15 protein-coding genes are annotated in these 17,160 nt (G+C 45.8%); 8 read left to right on the forward strand and 7 right to left on the reverse strand.

The window, feature by feature from the left end:
* Nucleotides 1–217 precede the first annotated feature (217 nt).
* Nucleotides 218–634 carry a hypothetical protein gene (locus L5L91_RS20390; protein ID WP_263164368.1) on the forward strand — a complete coding sequence of 139 codons (417 nt, stop codon included), beginning with the start codon at nt 218–220 and terminating at the stop codon, nt 632–634.
* Between the two features lie 457 nt (nt 635–1,091).
* Nucleotides 1,092–2,114: a GGDEF domain-containing protein gene (locus L5L91_RS20395; protein WP_263237553.1), complete on the forward strand. Its 1,023-nt coding sequence runs from the start codon at nt 1,092–1,094 to the stop codon at nt 2,112–2,114.
* 115 nt (nt 2,115–2,229) lie between these two features.
* Here L5L91_RS20395 and typA read toward each other — a convergent pair whose 3' ends face one another.
* Nucleotides 2,230–4,041 (reverse strand): translational GTPase TypA, encoded by a 1,812-nt coding sequence (typA, locus tag L5L91_RS20400; RefSeq protein WP_105251119.1) that lies wholly within the window; start codon nt 4,039–4,041, stop codon nt 2,230–2,232.
* 998 nt (nt 4,042–5,039) lie between these two features.
* Between typA and glnA the strand changes: the two genes are divergently transcribed.
* Nucleotides 5,040–6,449, forward strand: a complete 1,410-nt coding sequence (glnA, locus tag L5L91_RS20405) for a glutamate--ammonia ligase (protein ID WP_113941334.1) — start codon at nt 5,040–5,042, stop codon at nt 6,447–6,449.
* Between the two features lie 326 nt (nt 6,450–6,775).
* Here glnA and L5L91_RS20410 read toward each other — a convergent pair whose 3' ends face one another.
* The 3 genes from L5L91_RS20410 to L5L91_RS20420 form a co-directional block, all read right to left on the reverse strand.
* A complete protein-coding gene (locus L5L91_RS20410; protein WP_263237554.1) occupies nt 6,776–7,645 on the reverse strand; it encodes a hypothetical protein in 870 nt (289 codons plus the stop codon).
* Between the two features lie 183 nt (nt 7,646–7,828).
* On the reverse strand, nt 7,829–8,698 hold the full coding sequence (locus tag L5L91_RS20415; protein ID WP_263237555.1) for a hypothetical protein: 870 nt from the start codon (nt 8,696–8,698) through the stop codon (nt 7,829–7,831).
* Nucleotides 8,699–8,879: 181 nt separating this feature from the next.
* A complete protein-coding gene (locus tag L5L91_RS20420) occupies nt 8,880–9,752 on the reverse strand; it encodes a hypothetical protein (protein ID WP_263237556.1) in 873 nt (290 codons plus the stop codon).
* Nucleotides 9,753–10,309: 557 nt separating this feature from the next.
* On the opposite strand from L5L91_RS20420, the gene L5L91_RS20425 reads away from it, so the two are divergent.
* Nucleotides 10,310–10,567, forward strand: coding sequence for a YceK/YidQ family lipoprotein (locus tag L5L91_RS20425; RefSeq protein ID WP_251068942.1), 258 nt, complete (start codon nt 10,310–10,312; stop codon nt 10,565–10,567).
* Between the two features lie 165 nt (nt 10,568–10,732).
* Here L5L91_RS20425 and L5L91_RS20430 read toward each other — a convergent pair whose 3' ends face one another.
* Together L5L91_RS20430 and L5L91_RS20435 are read right to left on the reverse strand one after the other, a co-directional pair.
* Nucleotides 10,733–11,854 carry an aminotransferase class V-fold PLP-dependent enzyme gene (locus L5L91_RS20430; RefSeq protein ID WP_263237558.1) on the reverse strand — a complete coding sequence of 374 codons (1,122 nt, stop codon included), beginning with the start codon at nt 11,852–11,854 and terminating at the stop codon, nt 10,733–10,735.
* A gap of 4 nt (nt 11,855–11,858) precedes the next feature.
* Complete coding sequence (locus L5L91_RS20435) at nt 11,859–13,037, reverse strand: PrnB family protein (RefSeq protein WP_263237559.1); 1,179 nt, start codon at nt 13,035–13,037, stop codon at nt 11,859–11,861.
* Nucleotides 13,038–13,301: 264 nt separating this feature from the next.
* Here L5L91_RS20435 and L5L91_RS20440 point away from each other — a divergent pair, with 264 nt between their 5' ends.
* From L5L91_RS20440 to L5L91_RS20455, 4 genes are all read left to right on the forward strand, one after another.
* A complete protein-coding gene (locus L5L91_RS20440; protein WP_105251110.1) occupies nt 13,302–14,645 on the forward strand; it encodes an anaerobic C4-dicarboxylate transporter in 1,344 nt (447 codons plus the stop codon).
* A gap of 235 nt (nt 14,646–14,880) precedes the next feature.
* A complete protein-coding gene (locus L5L91_RS20445; RefSeq protein ID WP_411568907.1) occupies nt 14,881–15,501 on the forward strand; it encodes a CHAP domain-containing protein in 621 nt (206 codons plus the stop codon).
* Nucleotides 15,502–15,513: 12 nt separating this feature from the next.
* Complete coding sequence (locus L5L91_RS20450; RefSeq protein WP_263237563.1) at nt 15,514–16,104, forward strand: hypothetical protein; 591 nt, start codon at nt 15,514–15,516, stop codon at nt 16,102–16,104.
* Between the two features lie 37 nt (nt 16,105–16,141).
* A complete protein-coding gene (locus tag L5L91_RS20455) occupies nt 16,142–16,654 on the forward strand; it encodes a M23 family metallopeptidase (protein ID WP_168826445.1) in 513 nt (170 codons plus the stop codon).
* Between the two features lie 19 nt (nt 16,655–16,673).
* On the opposite strand, the gene L5L91_RS20460 is transcribed toward L5L91_RS20455, so the two are convergent.
* On the reverse strand, nt 16,674–16,865 hold the full coding sequence (locus L5L91_RS20460; protein WP_219234725.1) for a DUF2986 domain-containing protein: 192 nt from the start codon (nt 16,863–16,865) through the stop codon (nt 16,674–16,676).
* Nucleotides 16,866–17,160: the final 295 nt, after the last annotated feature.

Below are 17,160 nucleotides of genomic sequence, written 5' to 3' on the forward strand. Positions count from 1 at the left end.
AACACTAACGAAATTTGAAAACAGCAGCAGATAAGACTAGAAAACCTCAAAATGGAAACCTTTAGGTACAACTAAAGGTTGACCCACTTAGTAGGAGCAATCTGAAAGGATTAAAATAAAATCATATAGAACAGATGCTTAATTGACACAAAATCTAATTACTGGTCTAATTCGCGCGCATTTAATAAAGGAATGTATTAACCAAAGGAATTATTGTGTGAAAAAATCATTATTGATCGCTCTTACTGCTCTGCCATTATTTGCTTATGCTGGCCCATTCGATTCAATCGTTAAATCAGCAACTCAATCTGTCACTGACACAGTGAATGATACGGCAACCAATGCGTTAGACAGCGCAACGAATGAAGCGATTAAAAATACATTCGGCATTAAAGAAGGCACAACCAAGCAAACAATCACTGAAAAATTAGGTGCGCCTGCTAGCACTTATAATGAAGCGGATCTAGAAGTTTGGGCCTATGATCTTAGTGCGTTAAATGCAGCTTCTCCAATGCTGGCAGAAACCACTAAGACTTTGCTGAAAGATAATGAAGTCGCTCAGAAAAATGTGACTATCAGCTTCAAAGGTGAAAGTGTCAATGCGGTAAAATTGGCAGATAAAGCTAAATCATAAGTTTGACTGCTCACTCGATAGGGCTCTAAGTCCTATCGAGTATCCCGATGTCCTCGGTCGCACCACAGCGATGATAGGCGTCAGCAATAAAGCCACTGCCAAGTAATACTATCCAGAAAAGACCTCACCTGCCGTCCAGTGACACACTCAGCTAACGCAATCCAGTAACCTATCAGCAGCCCATGCTAAGCAATACCAACAAGCTTTGCCTGATTTTGAACCAACCCAACAGGCTGTGTTAAATAATACTTGGGCTAAATGATACATTAAGTGAATGCAAAACAATTTTGTCTCACAAAACATACTGCAGATAATGGCTTACATCACTCTCTGCAGTATTTTTAATATATACGTCATAAAATTGATTACAATCAGGCAACAGCTAGACTTTATCGCAGATAATATTCCTATACGGATATTAGAAAAATGGTTTTATGTTCCCCAACGGAGCTAACCTATGCGACCCGACCGACAGCAATTGATCCATTCGTTATTTGACGAATATATTGAGATGTATGCCTCCCGTGATGACAGGCTAACTCGTCGCTTTAGTGATAACTTTAGCGGCTATGCAGGGAGCAGTGACCAGCTTGTCACCAGCAGGGAAGAATGGGTGCGAATCACTCGTCAGGACTTTGCACAAGTGCCTGAGCGAATCCACATCGAAATGTTAGATCTTTCTTTACAAGACCTTACCGACAACCTCGTGGTTGTGACTGCCTTTTTCCATATCCACTTACCTATCCCTAATCCTATGCTTTCCCGCGAGACAGCACGGCTAGTGTTGATATTTCACCGAGAAAACAACGACTGGATGATTGTCCACAGCGGCATATCCATCCCCTACGGCTTAGCCCACAAAGGGGAAATTTACCCGATCGCGCGATTAGAGGAACGTAACGTCGAACTTGAATCCATGATCACAGCTCGAACTAGTGAACTAGCAGAAGCCAATAGGCAACTTGAAATACTCAGCAATACCGACGGTTTAACCAATATCGGCAATCGCCGCCTATTTGACATGATGTTACAAACGGAGTGGAGTCGGGGACAAAGGAGCAATTCCTCACTGGCCCTCATCATGCTCGATATTGACCACTTTAAACAATTTAACGATCACTATGGCCACCTCGCCGGAGATGATTGCCTTAAACAATTAGCGAGTACACTGTCCCAGTCCGGTCGCAGAGCGGGCGAATTAGTCGCTCGCTACGGCGGCGAAGAATTTGTCATTCTATTACCGAATGTCGATAATCAAACCGTACTTGAGACAGCGCAGCATATACATCAGTTGATCCAAGCCATTGCCATTCCGCATGCAAATACCGACCTTGGGATTGTGACAGTGAGCGCAGGCGTCGCCTATCTGCAACCCTCTAACAAACAAAATGCTTTAGAACTCGTTCGCCAAGCGGACGCCGCGCTCTACCGCGCAAAATCCGCTGGCCGCAATTGCATACGGGTGATGGATGAGGACTAATAATACCCATTACTCAATTTATCCCAACAAAAAGCCCTGCACAGTTTCCTATGCAGGGCTTTTTAAACCGATTGACTCACCTTAAGGGCGTGTCACCTGAATTAACAGACTGGCATTAACCGCGGTTAAAGCGCTTACGATCGTTTTCAGTCAAGTGTCTCTTACGAACACGAATGTTCTTAGGCGTTACTTCAACTAATTCATCATCATCGATGAACTCAAGCGCTTGCTCAAGTGTCATTGTGATTGGCGTAGTCAACACTTGGGCTTCGTCAGTACCAGAAGCACGCATGTTGGTCAGCTGCTTACCTTTCAAACAGTTAACTGTCAGATCGTTTGAGCGAGCGTGAATACCAACCACTTGGCCTTCGTATACTTCAGCGGCGTGGCCGATAAAGAGACGACCGCGATCTTGCAGACCGAACAGTGCGAAGGTCAATGCCTTACCCGTTGCGTTAGAGATCAATACGCCGTTAGCGCGTTGACCGATATCACCACCTTTGTGCGGACCGTAATGGTCGAATGAGTGATAAATTAGACCAGTACCAGAAGTCGCAGTCATAAACTCAGTTTGGAAACCGATTAAACCACGGCTTGGGATGATGAAGTCGATACGTACACGACCTTTACCATCAAGCTGCATGTCTTTCATTTCAGCTTTACGGGTACCTAATTTCTCGATTACTGTGCCTTGATCTTCTTCTTCAACGTCAACAGTCAAGGTTTCAAATGGTTCACACAGTTCACCGTCGATAGTTTTCAGAATAACTTCTGGACGTGATACGGCTAACTCGTAACCTTCACGACGCATGTTTTCAATCAAGATTGATAAATGCAATTCACCACGGCCAGATACACGGAAGCGATCTGGACTTTCTGTTTCTTCAACACGCAGTGCCACGTTGTGGACTAATTCTGTTTGCAGACGTTCCAGAATGTTACGTGAAGTCACATACTTACCTTCTTTACCTGCAAAAGGTGAAGTATTAACTTGGAAAGTCATGGTCAGAGTAGGTTCATCAACAGTCAAAGGTGGCATAGCTTCTACTGCACCAACGGCACAGATAGTGTCAGAAATTTTCAGCTCACCTAAACCAGTGATAGCAACGATGTCGCCAGCATTAGCAATTTCAACTTCAGTACGGTCTAGACCCATGTAACCTAATACTTGGCCCATTTTACCGTTACGAGTTTTGCCATCAGCGCCAATAATAGTCACTTGTTGGTTCGTTTTAACGCTACCACGCTTGATGCGGCCGATACCGATAACACCCACGTATGAGTTGTAGTCGATTTGCGAAATTTGCATCTGGAACGCGCCTTCGGCGTCAGCATCTGGGAAAGATACTTTTTCAACGATAGTTTGGAACAGCGGCGTCATATCATCGCTCGCTACATCCGGGTCTAAAGTTGCAAAACCGTTTAACGCAGAAGCGTAAACGATTGGGAAATCTAGCTGCTCGTCAGTTGCACCTAAGTTATCGAACAGGTCGAATACTTGGTCAATAACCCAATCTGGGCGTGCACCTGGACGGTCAATTTTGTTGATAACAACGATTGGCTTTAGGCCTTGAGCAAACGCTTTCTTCGTTACGAAGCGAGTTTGTGGCATTGGACCGTCAACGGCATCAACTAGCAATAATACTGAGTCAACCATAGACAGAACACGCTCAACCTCACCACCGAAATCGGCGTGGCCTGGGGTATCAACGATGTTAATACGGTAGTCGTTCCACTTGATGGCAGTATTCTTTGCCAGAATCGTGATCCCACGTTCCTTTTCAAGATCGTTGGAGTCCATCACCCGCTCAGTGGCTTCTCCTCGGGTTGCAAGGGTGCCTGACTGTGACAGCAACTTGTCTACCAGGGTCGTTTTGCCATGGTCAACGTGTGCAATAATGGCGATGTTACGTAAATTCTCTAGCACGGATAAACCTCTTACCATCAAACAAAAATAGGGATATTTCAGTAATTCGTTATGGTGATCGAGCTCGATCTACCACAATAAAAAGCGTGCCATTCTACTCCAGAGCGGCCTTGGCGCACAGGATTATTTTTGAACACTTATAAAACAATCCGCCAATCCTTGGGTAATTTCCGTCAATCATCCACTGAGTGAAATCCTCTGTAGCCAGAGTTAACGCTCTGTTTAATTGCCATATTCATAGGAAAAATCTGAGTTAAGCAGCTGAATTTGCTATTTTTCGTATTCAATGTTAGCACTGCTAATGTCGATTTAAGCATCAGCAAAATCGACTTAGACACAGAGAAATTACCACGTGAACACACTGCAATAAATTCTGCGGCACACTTAATCTAACGTTCATGTTGGCGTTTACACCCGATGGCATTAAGACTCACTTCATTGTCACGGGATACCTTTTACGCATCACTGATTTCACTTGGCCTGTGAACAGCAAAGACATTTCGCACATGAGAACGAACTCTTTCCTAATAATATGATAATAAACCACTATTGGATTGATAATGCGTGGCATAGTTGGACAGACTAGCGTGGTTTTATGACAATTATGCGGTGGTAAATAGTCCCGATCGGAGCTGAAAGTATGTGTGAGCTTCACAGAGGCAGTACTTACTGAGACTGTGAAAGCCAAAGCGTCATTGCCATCTCAGTGCCATAAAAGCGGTGCATGTTATCGCTGTGCATCCCAGCTTAAGGTTTGCATGAATCAATTCAGTGCGCACCAAAATGGAGTAATGCACCAAAATGCCACAGACAAAAGCACCATTATGGTGCATACGCGAATCCAATTAAGTGCAACAAAGATTTTAAACCATGTTAATCAGTAAGTTAAATTATTGGCATGGATATCGCTTTATAGCTCGTAAGTTTGGCTCAAGATAAATCACTTGAGTTAAAAGATTATAGAAGGGGCATCCCTTTACCCTACCGGAGGCTTGAGAATGTCAGTTGAATCAGTTTTAAAGCAACTTGAAGAATTAGAAGTTAAGTTCGTTGATTTACGTTTTACCGACACTAAAGGTAAAGAGCAGCACGTATCTATTCCTTCTCATCAGGTAGATGCTGATTTCTTCGAAGACGGCAAAATGTTTGACGGTTCTTCTATCGCAGGTTGGAAAGGCATTAACGAATCAGACATGGTGCTGATGCCAGATCCAACGACATTTGTACTGGATCCTTTCACCGAAGAAACCACAGCGCTGATCCGTTGTGACATTCTTGAACCCGGTACTATGACAGGTTACGACCGTGACCCACGCTCAATTGCTAAAAAAGCAGAAGCTTACCTGATCTCTACTGGTATCGCTGATACTGTATTGATTGGACCAGAACCAGAATTCTTCCTATTTGACGATGTCCGTTTCGGTACTGACATGTCAGGTTGTTTCGTTAAGATCGACGCTAAAGAAGCGGCTTGGAACTCAGGCACTAGCTACGAAGGCGGCAACACAGGTCACCGTCCATTTGTTAAAGGCGGTTACTTCCCAGTTGCACCGGTTGACTCATCACAAGATCTACGTAGCGCTATGTGTTTAGTGCTCGAAGAAATGGGCCAAGTGGTTGAAGCGCATCACCACGAAGTGGCGACTGCAGGTCAAAACGAAATCGCCACTCGCTTCAACACCTTGACTAAGAAAGCGGATGAAATCCAAATTCTGAAGTACGTAGTGCACAACATGGCACACGCTTATGGCAAGACTGCGACTTTCATGCCTAAACCCATCGTTGGTGACAACGGTAGCGGCATGCACGTTCACCAATCTCTGGCGAAAGACGGTGTTAACTTGTTCGCTGGCGACAAATACGCAGGTTTAAGTGAAACGGCGCTGTACTACATTGGTGGTATCATCAAGCACGCTCGCGCGCTGAACGCTTTCACTAACCCAAGCACTAACTCTTACAAGCGTTTAGTGCCACACTTTGAAGCACCTGTTATGTTGGCCTACTCTGCACGTAACCGCTCTGCATCAATCCGTATTCCAGTGGTACCAAGCCCTAAAGGCCGTCGTATCGAAGCACGTTTCCCTGATCCACATGCAAACCCATACTTAGGTTTCGCAGCGCTGCTGATGGCAGGCCTTGACGGTATCCAAAACAAGATCCACCCAGGTGAAGCGATGGACAAAGATCTATACGATCTGCCTCCAGAAGAAGCGGCTGAAATCCCACAAGTGGCAACGTCATTAGAAAACGCCCTTGAAAATCTGCAAGCTGACCATGAGTTCCTGACTAAAGGCGGCGTGTTCAGTGAAGATTTCATCCAATCTTATATCGTACTGAAAACAGCAGAAGCTGAGCGCGTAGCACGTACAACTCACCCACTTGAGTTTGAAATGTACTACAGCCTGTAATGGCTAGCGCTATACAACCAGCTCGCTTTATGTAATTGATACAGAAAATATAAAAGCCTCGATAGCAACGCTATCGAGGCTTTTTGTATTTTGAAGGTATATACAACTTTTATTCTGATTCAATCATCGCGTTGTTCTCTAAATAGGCATCATCGCCAACCACTCTTTTATCATTCAGAGAAGGCACGCCAGACACCGCGGCAACAGCAACAATAGAGATAGATGGTTAAAAACCGATCTAAACTAAACATGGATGCAGCAGAAAAACCACCTATATAGTCGGAAGTTAACTACCGCGCCATTATTGTTAAGTGTCCACGCTTTATTCAACTAGGCTGTTTATTGTCAGGGGCAAAATCTGCCAGTTGGGCAGGTTCGCCTGACTCAAATGACGCAAATGGTACGCCATCTAACACGCGCTCATTTTTAAATACACGGATTTCAGAATCAGGTAACTGCGTCATCAGCAATGACAAGATAATATGCATCTTATCCAATGGGCAATGAAGGCGAATACTTGCACGTAAGCCCATTGTTCGTATATCCGATTGGCAGGCAATAAATGGACGATTCCGCGTTACCTTAATCAAATGACGATGCCCATTTTTTATAGGGCTCTCATAAGTTGTCTCTACATTTTTAAAACCGGTGAAGAAAAATGCCATCACGGCAAAACCACCCGCGCCGACCAAGGCGACCGGGCCTAACAACGCCACGCCAACGATGCAAACCACTACCCCAAACCAAGCCAGCCCCCGCACTACCGCGTAGGCGGCATCCGGAATAACGTCATGATAGGTGGTAACCAACCCCTCGGTGGTGAGCCGATAGTGGTACTGTTTGTCGGCCAACCAGAGATAACGCATAAATGGCCCAAAAATCATCACTATGATGAGAAAATAATACCATTGTTCAAATCCATACCAGCGTGTCACCAACCCAACTAGAGCCGTAATCCCGCACGGAATAAGGACCATGATCCACCCCATGCCATACACAGTCGCTACCTTAAGATCCCACTCATAAAGCGTGGGCGCCTCTCGCACCCGCTGCTGACGCAACTGATAGAGCCGGTCTTGCTCCTCTTGGGGTAATTGCAGGTACTCACTGCGCGGCAGGTCTTCATACCGACTGTCGTCCAACAGTTGTGTCTCTTGCTCTGTCGACGCCGACTGCGGCGCTGCCCTCTTATTCATATAGCTATTCCTTTGCTGTGCCCACGGTACTCCATGGTCATCGTTAACCTACCCACACGGCTTGTACTTAATGTCTTCTCACCCTTGACGACCTTGCCGCTAAAGGCCTGTCAACATCTTGGTGGCAATGCTGCCACTGATGGACACCGAATCTCGCGCCAATAATAGGCGCGAGAAAAAACGTTAACCGGGCTGGGTATTCTCAGGGGCAAAATCTGACAATTGGACTGGTTCGCCGTCACGGGTGCCAACTTTAGAGAGGCCAACTATTCGTTCATTTTTCAATAAAAAGAGTTCCGACCCCGGTAATTGCTTCATCAGTAGCGACAACACTTTATGCATATCTTCGGGATGGCAATAACAGTCGAGATTTGAATAATATCCGAAATAAAACCTGTCTGTATCACACGATATATATGGCCTCTTGTGGGTCACTTTTATCATGTGGGGATGTCCACGCTTGATAGCACTTATTGAGGTGGTTTCTACATTTTTAAAACCAGTAAAGAAAAATGCCATCACGGCAAAACCACCCGCGCCGACCAAGGCGGCCGGGCCTAACAACGCCACGCCGACGATGCAAACAACTACCCCAAACCAAGCCAGCCCCCGCACTACCGCGTAGGCTGCATCCGGAATCGCGTCATGATAGGTAGTAACTAAACCCTCGGTGGTGAGCCGATAATGGTACTGTTTGTCGGCCAACCAGAGGTAGCGCATGAATGGCCCAAAAATCATCACTATGATGAGAAAATAATACCATTGCTCAAATCCATACCAGTATGTCACCAACCCAACTAGAGCCGTAATCCCGCACGGAATAAGGACCATGATCCACCCAATGCCATACACAGTCGCTACCTTAATATCCCACTCATAGAGGGTCGGTGCCTCGCGTACCCGCTGCTGACGTAGCTTATTGAGCCGGTCTTGCTCCTCTTGGGGTAATTGCAGGAACTCACTCCGCGGCAGGTCTTCATACCGACTGTCGTCCAACAGTTTTGTCTCTTGCTCTGTCGACGCCAACTGCTGCGGCGCTGCTCTCTTATTCATATAGCTATTCCTTTGCTGTGCCCACGGACTGCACGGTCATCGTTAACCTACCCACACAGCTCGTACTTAATGTCTTCTCGCTCTTGACGACCTAGCCGCGAAAGGCCTGCCAGCATCTTAGTGGCAAAGCTGCCATTGATGACACCGAATCTCGCGCCAATAACAGGCGCGAGAAAAAACGTTAACTGGGCTGGGGATTCTTAGGGGCGAAATCTGACAGTTGGGCAGGTTCGCCTGACTCAAATGACGCAAATGGTACGCCATCTAACACGCGCTCATTTTTAAATACACGGATTTCAGAATCAGGTAACTGCGTCATCAGCAATGACAAGATAATGTGTATCTTATCCAATGGGCAATGAAGACGAATACTTGCGCGTAAGCCCATTGTTCGCACATCCGATTGGCAGGCAATAAATGGACGATTCCGCGTTACCTTAATCAAATGACGATGCCCATTTTTTATAGGACTCTCATAAGTTGTCTCTATATTTTTAAAACCTGTGAAGAAAAATGCCATCACGGCAAAACCACCCGCGCCGACTAAGACGGCCGGGCCTAAAAAGGCCACCCCGACAATACAAACCACCACCCCAAACCAAGCCAGCCCCCGCACTACCGCGTAGGCGGCATCCGGAATAACGTCATGATAGGTGGTAACTAACCCCTCGGTGGTGAGCCGATAATGGTACTGTTTGTCGGCCAACCAGAGGTAGCGGATAAATGGCGCAAAAATCAGTGCCATGAAAAAAAAACCATACCATTGGTCAGACTCATACCAGTGCGCCACCAAGCCAATCAGCACCATTATACCGCAGGGAATAATGACAACGAGCCACCCCATGCCATACACGGTCGCTATCTTAATATACCATTCATAGAGGGTGGGTGCCTCACGCACCCGCTGCTGACGTAGCTTATTGAGCCGGTCTTGCTCCTCTTGGGGTAATTGCAGGAACTCACTGCGCGGCAGGTCTTCATACCGGCTGTCGTCCAACGGTTGTGTGTCTTGCTCTGTCGACGCCGACTGCGGCGGCGCTGCTTTATTGTTCATCCTGTTACCTCTCGGTAGACTCTACTTGTAGCGTGGCCATCGCCAAGCGTAAATCCAGTCATCCATTTTAAATCAGCAACATAATATGCTCTCGGCCTACCCTCAAGCGAATATTTACTGAAACAGTTTTAAGGAAAGTAATAAAAGTAACTAGATGGCCAGTGAGGGAAGTGGAGACTGATTTTAAAGAGTATGTTCAAAACTCATCTGAGTTCTGCGAGGACACGGCATACAAACCTCCATGATTAATACCAATCCAAAACTATAGTCGCCGTTAACAACTAGGTTATTGAGGTTGGTTGTATCTCGTTTCTGTTGATGAATAATTGACAGATATAATCATATAGTTAGAATGCCAAGCTGTTGAAACAGAACAGGTTGGCGTCAAATGAAACCTGATCTGGTTCCTTATCACTAACGCTCTCAGTTGATCAAGTGAGTAGATCATACCGAAGCAATGCAGTTTTTCACATATAAACAATGGAGTGGTTATGCGTTGGTTGACTTGGTTGGTCGTGTGCTGTTCTCTCACGGGATGTGCAACGATAACGTCGAGGATGGGAGAAGATTCAACTTGGGGTCACTCTTTCTCAAGTGTGCAAACGGCTGTTGATAATGGCGAGGAGTGTATGATTATCTCCGCGTTGGCGGCCCCGCCCTTGCTGCTCTTTACCATCCCGCTGACACTCGTTGATATGAGCAGTGCGTTGATCATCGATACTGTTATGCTACCTGCAGATTTAGCGATCACGCCCAGCGATCCCAAGCTCCACACCCCGCGACCTATGGTCTGCCGCTATGACTATAAGATTTAAGCATGATCGCACCCAATAAATAACCTCAAGTTGCCCGTGTGACGGTGAGTTAACGCCGGCATACGGGAACGACCATGTCGCGGTTTACCTCCCAGAGTGTTGTGCCTTGTTAGTTGTAATTACGTAGTACAACCTAGCCTAGCAAGCCATTTTAAATCATTTAAGTTAGCGATTTGCTTTAATCACATCAAGTAACAACTTGATATCAGCCATATTGTTATAAATATGCGGAGAAATCCGGATCCCCATACTGCGGGCGTCGACACTAATATTCGCGTTCGCCAATGCCGCCATCATTTGATGCTGCTGTTTACCAAACTGCAGAATAAGCGTGCCGCTACGCTTTTCAGTATCCCGCGGCGACACAAACTCATGGTCGAGCTCTTGCGCCACAGCATCAATCAATTGCTGATTGTATTTACGCAGCAACGGGGTACCTAAACCAGCAAGATAATGAATGCTATGGGTGGCAATGGCATAAGGCGCGATTGATGGTGTCCCTCCCCAAAAGCGCAGTGCGGAATGCTGGTAACGAAAATCATGGATATCAAATTCGAACGGATTCTCGTGGCTAAACCAACCAACATCCTTAGGCTGACAACTATCCAATATGGCGGGATTAACCCAAAGATAGGCAGCACCAGGGCCGCCGCAGAGCCATTTCACACTCGAACCGATTAAAAAATCGGGTTGTAGGCGCGCAAGATCCAGCGGAATAATCCCCGCCGATTGCGCTACATCCACTAAGCTCAAACAACCTCGCTCACGGGCTATAGTGAAAATATTGGCTAATGGCGCCTGCTGCCCCGTATTCGAGTAAGCATGGCTGACAAACACCAGATCCACATCGCGGCTGATATGCGCATCCCACACATTAGGGTCGGTGATATCGAGCCCTTTAGGAATAAAGCGTACTTCGCAACTGGCAGGCAGCGCTTTTTTAAGGGCAAAACCCATGCTGGGAAAATCAATCTCACTCATTAACACAACGGCGTGTTCGCGGTTCAATCTGTCGAGGGACATGACAATTTTAGTCAGCGCACTGGAAAGATTGACCTGAGGGCAAAAATCCTTTTGGTGGCCGTTAAATAACTTAGATAAAGCAAAGGTAAAATCATCAATCACACCCAGCCACTGGCCCCAAGGTTCACGCCCCGACTCCTGCCAAGGCGCAAAAAAGGCTTCTTTAAAGACCTGCTCGGTCGATTTTAATGGCCGGCCAACGGAATGGTTTAATAGATATCCTGGACCTGCTAGGTAAAAGTCCTTTTTAAAATCTTCAAACATAGTGTTATCTCAAACTCTCTTTTAGTTTTTTAATATCACAATAACGAGTCCGAATATCGCTGCGCTGAGCGGCGGCGCGTCTGTCTCTGAGTCGCTCCAATGAGCCGAGTAGCACATGCAGTGGCGGACCACTCGCGGTAACTTTAGCTAAATGCTGCTGCTCCATACTTGTCGAAGGCTCAGCAATATATTTAGTTACTAACTCATTATGATGCTGAATCGCAGTCTCGCCATGTAATTCGCAGACTTCGATAAAGAGTCGCAAGTTTTCTTGATACCAATCTTGGGTTGAGCAGTCTTTTGCCTGCAGGAAGTCATCCATCAAATTCGGCCGACGCATGCACTCACGCAATATCTGTTGATCCTCTGGCATCATGTACAAAAACTTGTCCACCAGCATTTGCGAGTAGGAAGCTTCGTTTGCAAAACAAAGACCTAGCGTTAAATCGATGACATTAATCCCCGCAAAATCCCCAGCGTTGGCGCCACGATAAATGACCGAGCCCACCCGATAAGGTTTGTAGTAAGGGCGAACACAGTAAAAGAAACGGTCAGTATCTAATCGATTAAATAATTGGGTATTCGACTCAATCACATCCTGCAAGGCCTGTTTAGCGACTCGCAGTAAATCGTGACTGATGGGATGGGAAATGCCCAAAGGCTGGATCTTTAATAGCGCATCGGCGGCGCGTTTATAGGCCAAAATGCCTTTAGTGTTGTAATCCACAAACAACTTTTCAGCGGGCAAATCGGTAAAGCGCTTATAAATGCCATTGTGGGCACGATTGTGAGTGGTTAAATGTGCGGTGGCAAAGCGCGGAGTGACGCCTATTGAAGCGCCAATATGCATGGCGAGCGCAGAAGCCTCAGCTAATGGCGATGTTGTTTCCCGCGAGGGCTCGGTAATTTCATGGCGCCGACAGGCCGCCATATACAAGCCCACATTGCCGAGTAAATCGAAGGCACTGTCGAAACCTTCATCAGTATTCCCCTCATCGAGCAAGGTCTTAATCAACTCTCGCCCTTCGCTCTCCAGCGCCAACTTAGCTTCTGCGCCGATATCGAGCACATTGGCCCGATCTGTTTGTTGGTAGTAAAGCTGTTCTAGCTCGGAATTGAGTTCCACAAAGCGGCTGCGGATCCAATCATCAAAGGCTTCGGTATTAAAGGTGGCAGGTTTCACGGGCTTATCCTTGAGTATTGTTATCGTTCTTTTAAACGGAGTGAGCTCAAAGCGTTAGCCCAATCCGTAAAACTCGTAACCAGAATGCAACTTATCGCCACGTGTTTCTAGCGTTAGGTCAAATTTCCGAAAAAACTAATGCCATTTTTTATTTACACCATGCGCCAGCGCAATTTTTCAAACACTTTTACTCCGCAGAATGTTCCTGAAGACACTCATCACTCAACTAATAGCTAAGCGGTAAGTTCCGCAGAGGTAAATCGGATGATTTTAATGGAATTTATAGTAGTGCTTAGCTGCCTACTGCTAGGTACCCGCTACGGCGGCATGGGACTCGGCCTCATCAGCGGTATTGGCTTATTTTTACTGATTTTTGTTTTCGGTTTAGCGCCGGGACAACCGCCAGTGCAAGTTATGCTAACCATACTTGCAGTCATTGGCTGTGCAGCCGTATTGCAAACCGCGGGTGGATTAGATGTGATGATGCAGTATGCCGAGCGCTTACTGCGCCGTCATCCACAATACATCACGATTCTGGCGCCATTGACCACGTGGACGCTGACCTTCCTTTGCGGTACTGGTCATGTGGTTTACACCATGTTCCCGATTATTTCCGATATCGCGCTGAAGAAAAATATTCGCCCAGAACGCCCAATGGCGGTGGCATCTGTCGCTTCACAAATGGCGATTTGTGCTTCGCCCGTGTCGGTAGCGGTAGTGTCTATGGTGTCGATTCTGGCATCACAACAGGGTGTAGGCCGCGCTTACAATCTGCTCGAAATTTTAATGGTGTCAGTGCCAGCATCACTTTGCGGTGTCATGGCTGCTGCACTTTGGAGTCTGCGTCGTGGTAAAGATTTAGATAAAGACGAAGAGTTTCAAGAACGCATAAAAGACCCAGTCCAAAGAGCCTTTATCTATGACAAAAGCGAAACCCTGTTAAATCAAAAATATCCGAAGGAAGCTTACTGGGCAACGGGGATTTTCTTCACCGCTATCGCTGCTGTGGTACTGTTAGGTTCATTTAGTGAATTGCGTCCCGCCTTTGACGTTAAAGGTAAGTCGACCTTGCTCTCGATGAACTTAGTGATCCAGATGATGATGTTAATTGCAGGTGCATTTATCCTGATGACCTGTAAAGTCAAACCGACTAACATCTCTAACGGTCCCGTTTTTAAAGCGGGCATGGTGGCAATTTTCTCAGTATTTGGTGTGGCTTGGATGAGTGATACTTTCTTCATCAGCCATATGGATGTACTGCAGGAAAACCTGTCCCATGTAGTACAAAGCCAGCCTTGGACCTATGCCTTAGTGCTGTTTCTCATCTCTAAGCTTGTTAATAGCCAAGCGGCAGCACTTACTGCAATCGCACCTATGGGACTCGCCTTAGGGGTCGATCCAAAACTCTTAATCGCCTTCCTCCCTGCAAGCTACGGTTATTTCGTGCTACCAACCTATCCAAGTGATCTGGCCTGTATCGGCTTTGACCGTTCAGGTACGACTAAAATAGGTAAGTTCATTATTAACCACAGCTTTATCATTCCAGGCTTTATCGGTGTAGCGACAGCATCGGCTGTCGGTTATCTACTCGCAACCGCTTTACTCTAACCTCCACAAATAACAAAGGCCGCTGATGCGGCCTTTGTTTTAGATAACCTTAGATCACACAAAAGTATTAACCTGTGCCAATATAAAACCCACACCCTAGACGTCCATGTTCTTCAGAACATAAAATACGCAGCCCGAAAGTGAGATAAGTATCTTACTCAACAACTCTTTTTAGCTTGCCGTACTAAAGATGATTAGACGCTTATCCATTCTATTAGCTTTTTTCGCGATACTGATGGGGTTCGTATACTGTGCCTACAGTCTGATAACTCGGATTAACTTTAATTCCCACCATCAAGTAGGAGAAGTCATCGACACTCTAAACGGGGTTAATATCTATTATAACGGAGGAGTTAATACCCATTCAGGACGTAACCTATCTATAGATGGTTATAACTTAGGTATTCAATATCAATGTGTTGAATTTGTTAAGCGCTACTTTTACCAACGCTACCAGCATAAAATGCCTGACGCTTTAGGCCATGCTAGAGACTTTTTTGATAACAAGTTAAGCGATGGCATGTGGAATGAAAAACGTGCTATGTGGCAATACACTAATGCGAGTCAGACCAAACCTATGCAGGATGATCTACTCGTATTTTCTCCATGGATATTTAACCCCTACGGTCACGTTGCAATCATTGCCTCAGTTACCGATAGCAGTATTGAAATTGCCCAGCAAAATCCCGGCCCCTTTGGCCAATCACGCGAACGGTTGGCATTAATTCAACAAAACGGCCTCTGGTATATTGATGCGCCTCGAGTAAAAGGTTGGTTAAGATGGCAGGCCCCGGAAATCACAGCATCCCCGATAGCAGAATCCGCAAATACGCCATTCACCAGTAAGGTTCACTGAGAAATAACAATAATGTCAGTATTAACTTGGATTAAACAACGCCTTGTGCGTAATAGTGATAGCCTCAAGCAATCTAGGCCACAAACTGAGTTACACACTGTTTTTCATCAAACCCAGATGCCCAATATCAGCTTGCCAATCATACAAACCTATCCACTCGTTGTACCTATGGACAGAGCAGATATTTTTGCTTATCAATTACATTGCTTGCTGACTTACCAGGGGAAAGAGGCCTTAAACACTTTACTTAGCCAGGCAGGCTTTAACACATTGCCCGAGCAAACGGTCAACTTTAACGGTTTTATCGAACATCCAACCCAAGCGACCTGCGTATTACTGAACCAATATGACGATTTTGCGGGTGTGTGCATAACCTTAGTGACCAATGACAAACCCTTGCTAGAAGCATTAATCAGATTCAAATCCGCCCCGCCCAATCCATGGGAAAGCTTTCCTAATATCGATCCCGATACCCTCGGCAGTCTTCAAGGTAATATCGACTTTTGGTGCAGCTATTTTTGGCGCCCCTATTGGCTATCACTTTCAGAAGCCGAGCACTTACAATATCCTGAAAGTTGGCGGGAATTTAGCGAGTTTCATTAAAACTTAAGGTACGCAAACACTTAATGCAGGATAAAAAATGAAATTGAAATATGTTGGATTAGCGCTGACGTTACTGCTACTTGGTGGTTACCTGATCCCTGAGTCACCCGCGATCCCAGTAAAAGGTGCCAGCAGTAAAGATTGGAACAGCCAAACCTTTTGGTATGAACCTTGGGGTCCATCGGGCGTTCACAAGGGGATAGATATTTTCGCCGCCAAAAACACCGCAGTGATTGCGCCAACGCCTATGCTGATCTTGTATCGAGGTGACTTCTTCAAAGGAGGAAATGTGGTGGTTGGTTTAGGTCCGAAATGGCAAATTCATTACTTTGCCCATTTAGCACAAATTGAATCAGCCACGGGATTGATTGCCTACCAAGGTGACACTTTGGGTACTGTCGGCGATACGGGCAATGCACAAGGTAAACCGCCCCATTTGCACTATTCCATTTTGAGCTTATTGCCTAAACCTTGGCTGATGGATACTTCAACCCAAGGTTATAAAAAGGCCTTTTATCAAAACCCTATCGAGTATTTAACTGCACTATAGGCTTAACTACTTACTTTAATCAGCTTATTGGCAGTCCAATATCAAGCTGAGGTTCTGCGGTTTTTGATGGGATTTCATGCTCAACTGCCGCAGCTAATGCTTCTCTCTCTGCCTTCGCAATATATTTAGGTTTATTGCTAGATTGCAGTTTGGCATTGGCCTTTTTTGCTTTGCTCTTCAAGGTTTGATTAATCTTCTTTTTACGGTTCATCAGAGTACCAATGCGAGATACGGTATAAAGGGGTGCGATTATAGCCTTCCATCAACACGCCAGACAATCGAAAGCACTAAGGCAAACGCGTAGCCCAATCAAATAATCAAACATGCGACTAAGCATAGATCTCCTAAATCAAAGACAAATGCCAAAAAAGGTAATGCCTTACCGACATGAAATCGCATTATATGTATGGCCTTTACGGTAAAATCTCTCGATACCGAGTGCTGTGTCGCAATTTATTCATACTGTCGTCAAATCATGTAATTTCCTGTATGGCGTGACTAGACAA

It is taken from the genome of Shewanella sp. SM55 (genome assembly GCF_025654025.1).
Taxonomy (GTDB): Bacteria; Pseudomonadota; Gammaproteobacteria; order Enterobacterales; family Shewanellaceae; genus Shewanella; species Shewanella oncorhynchi.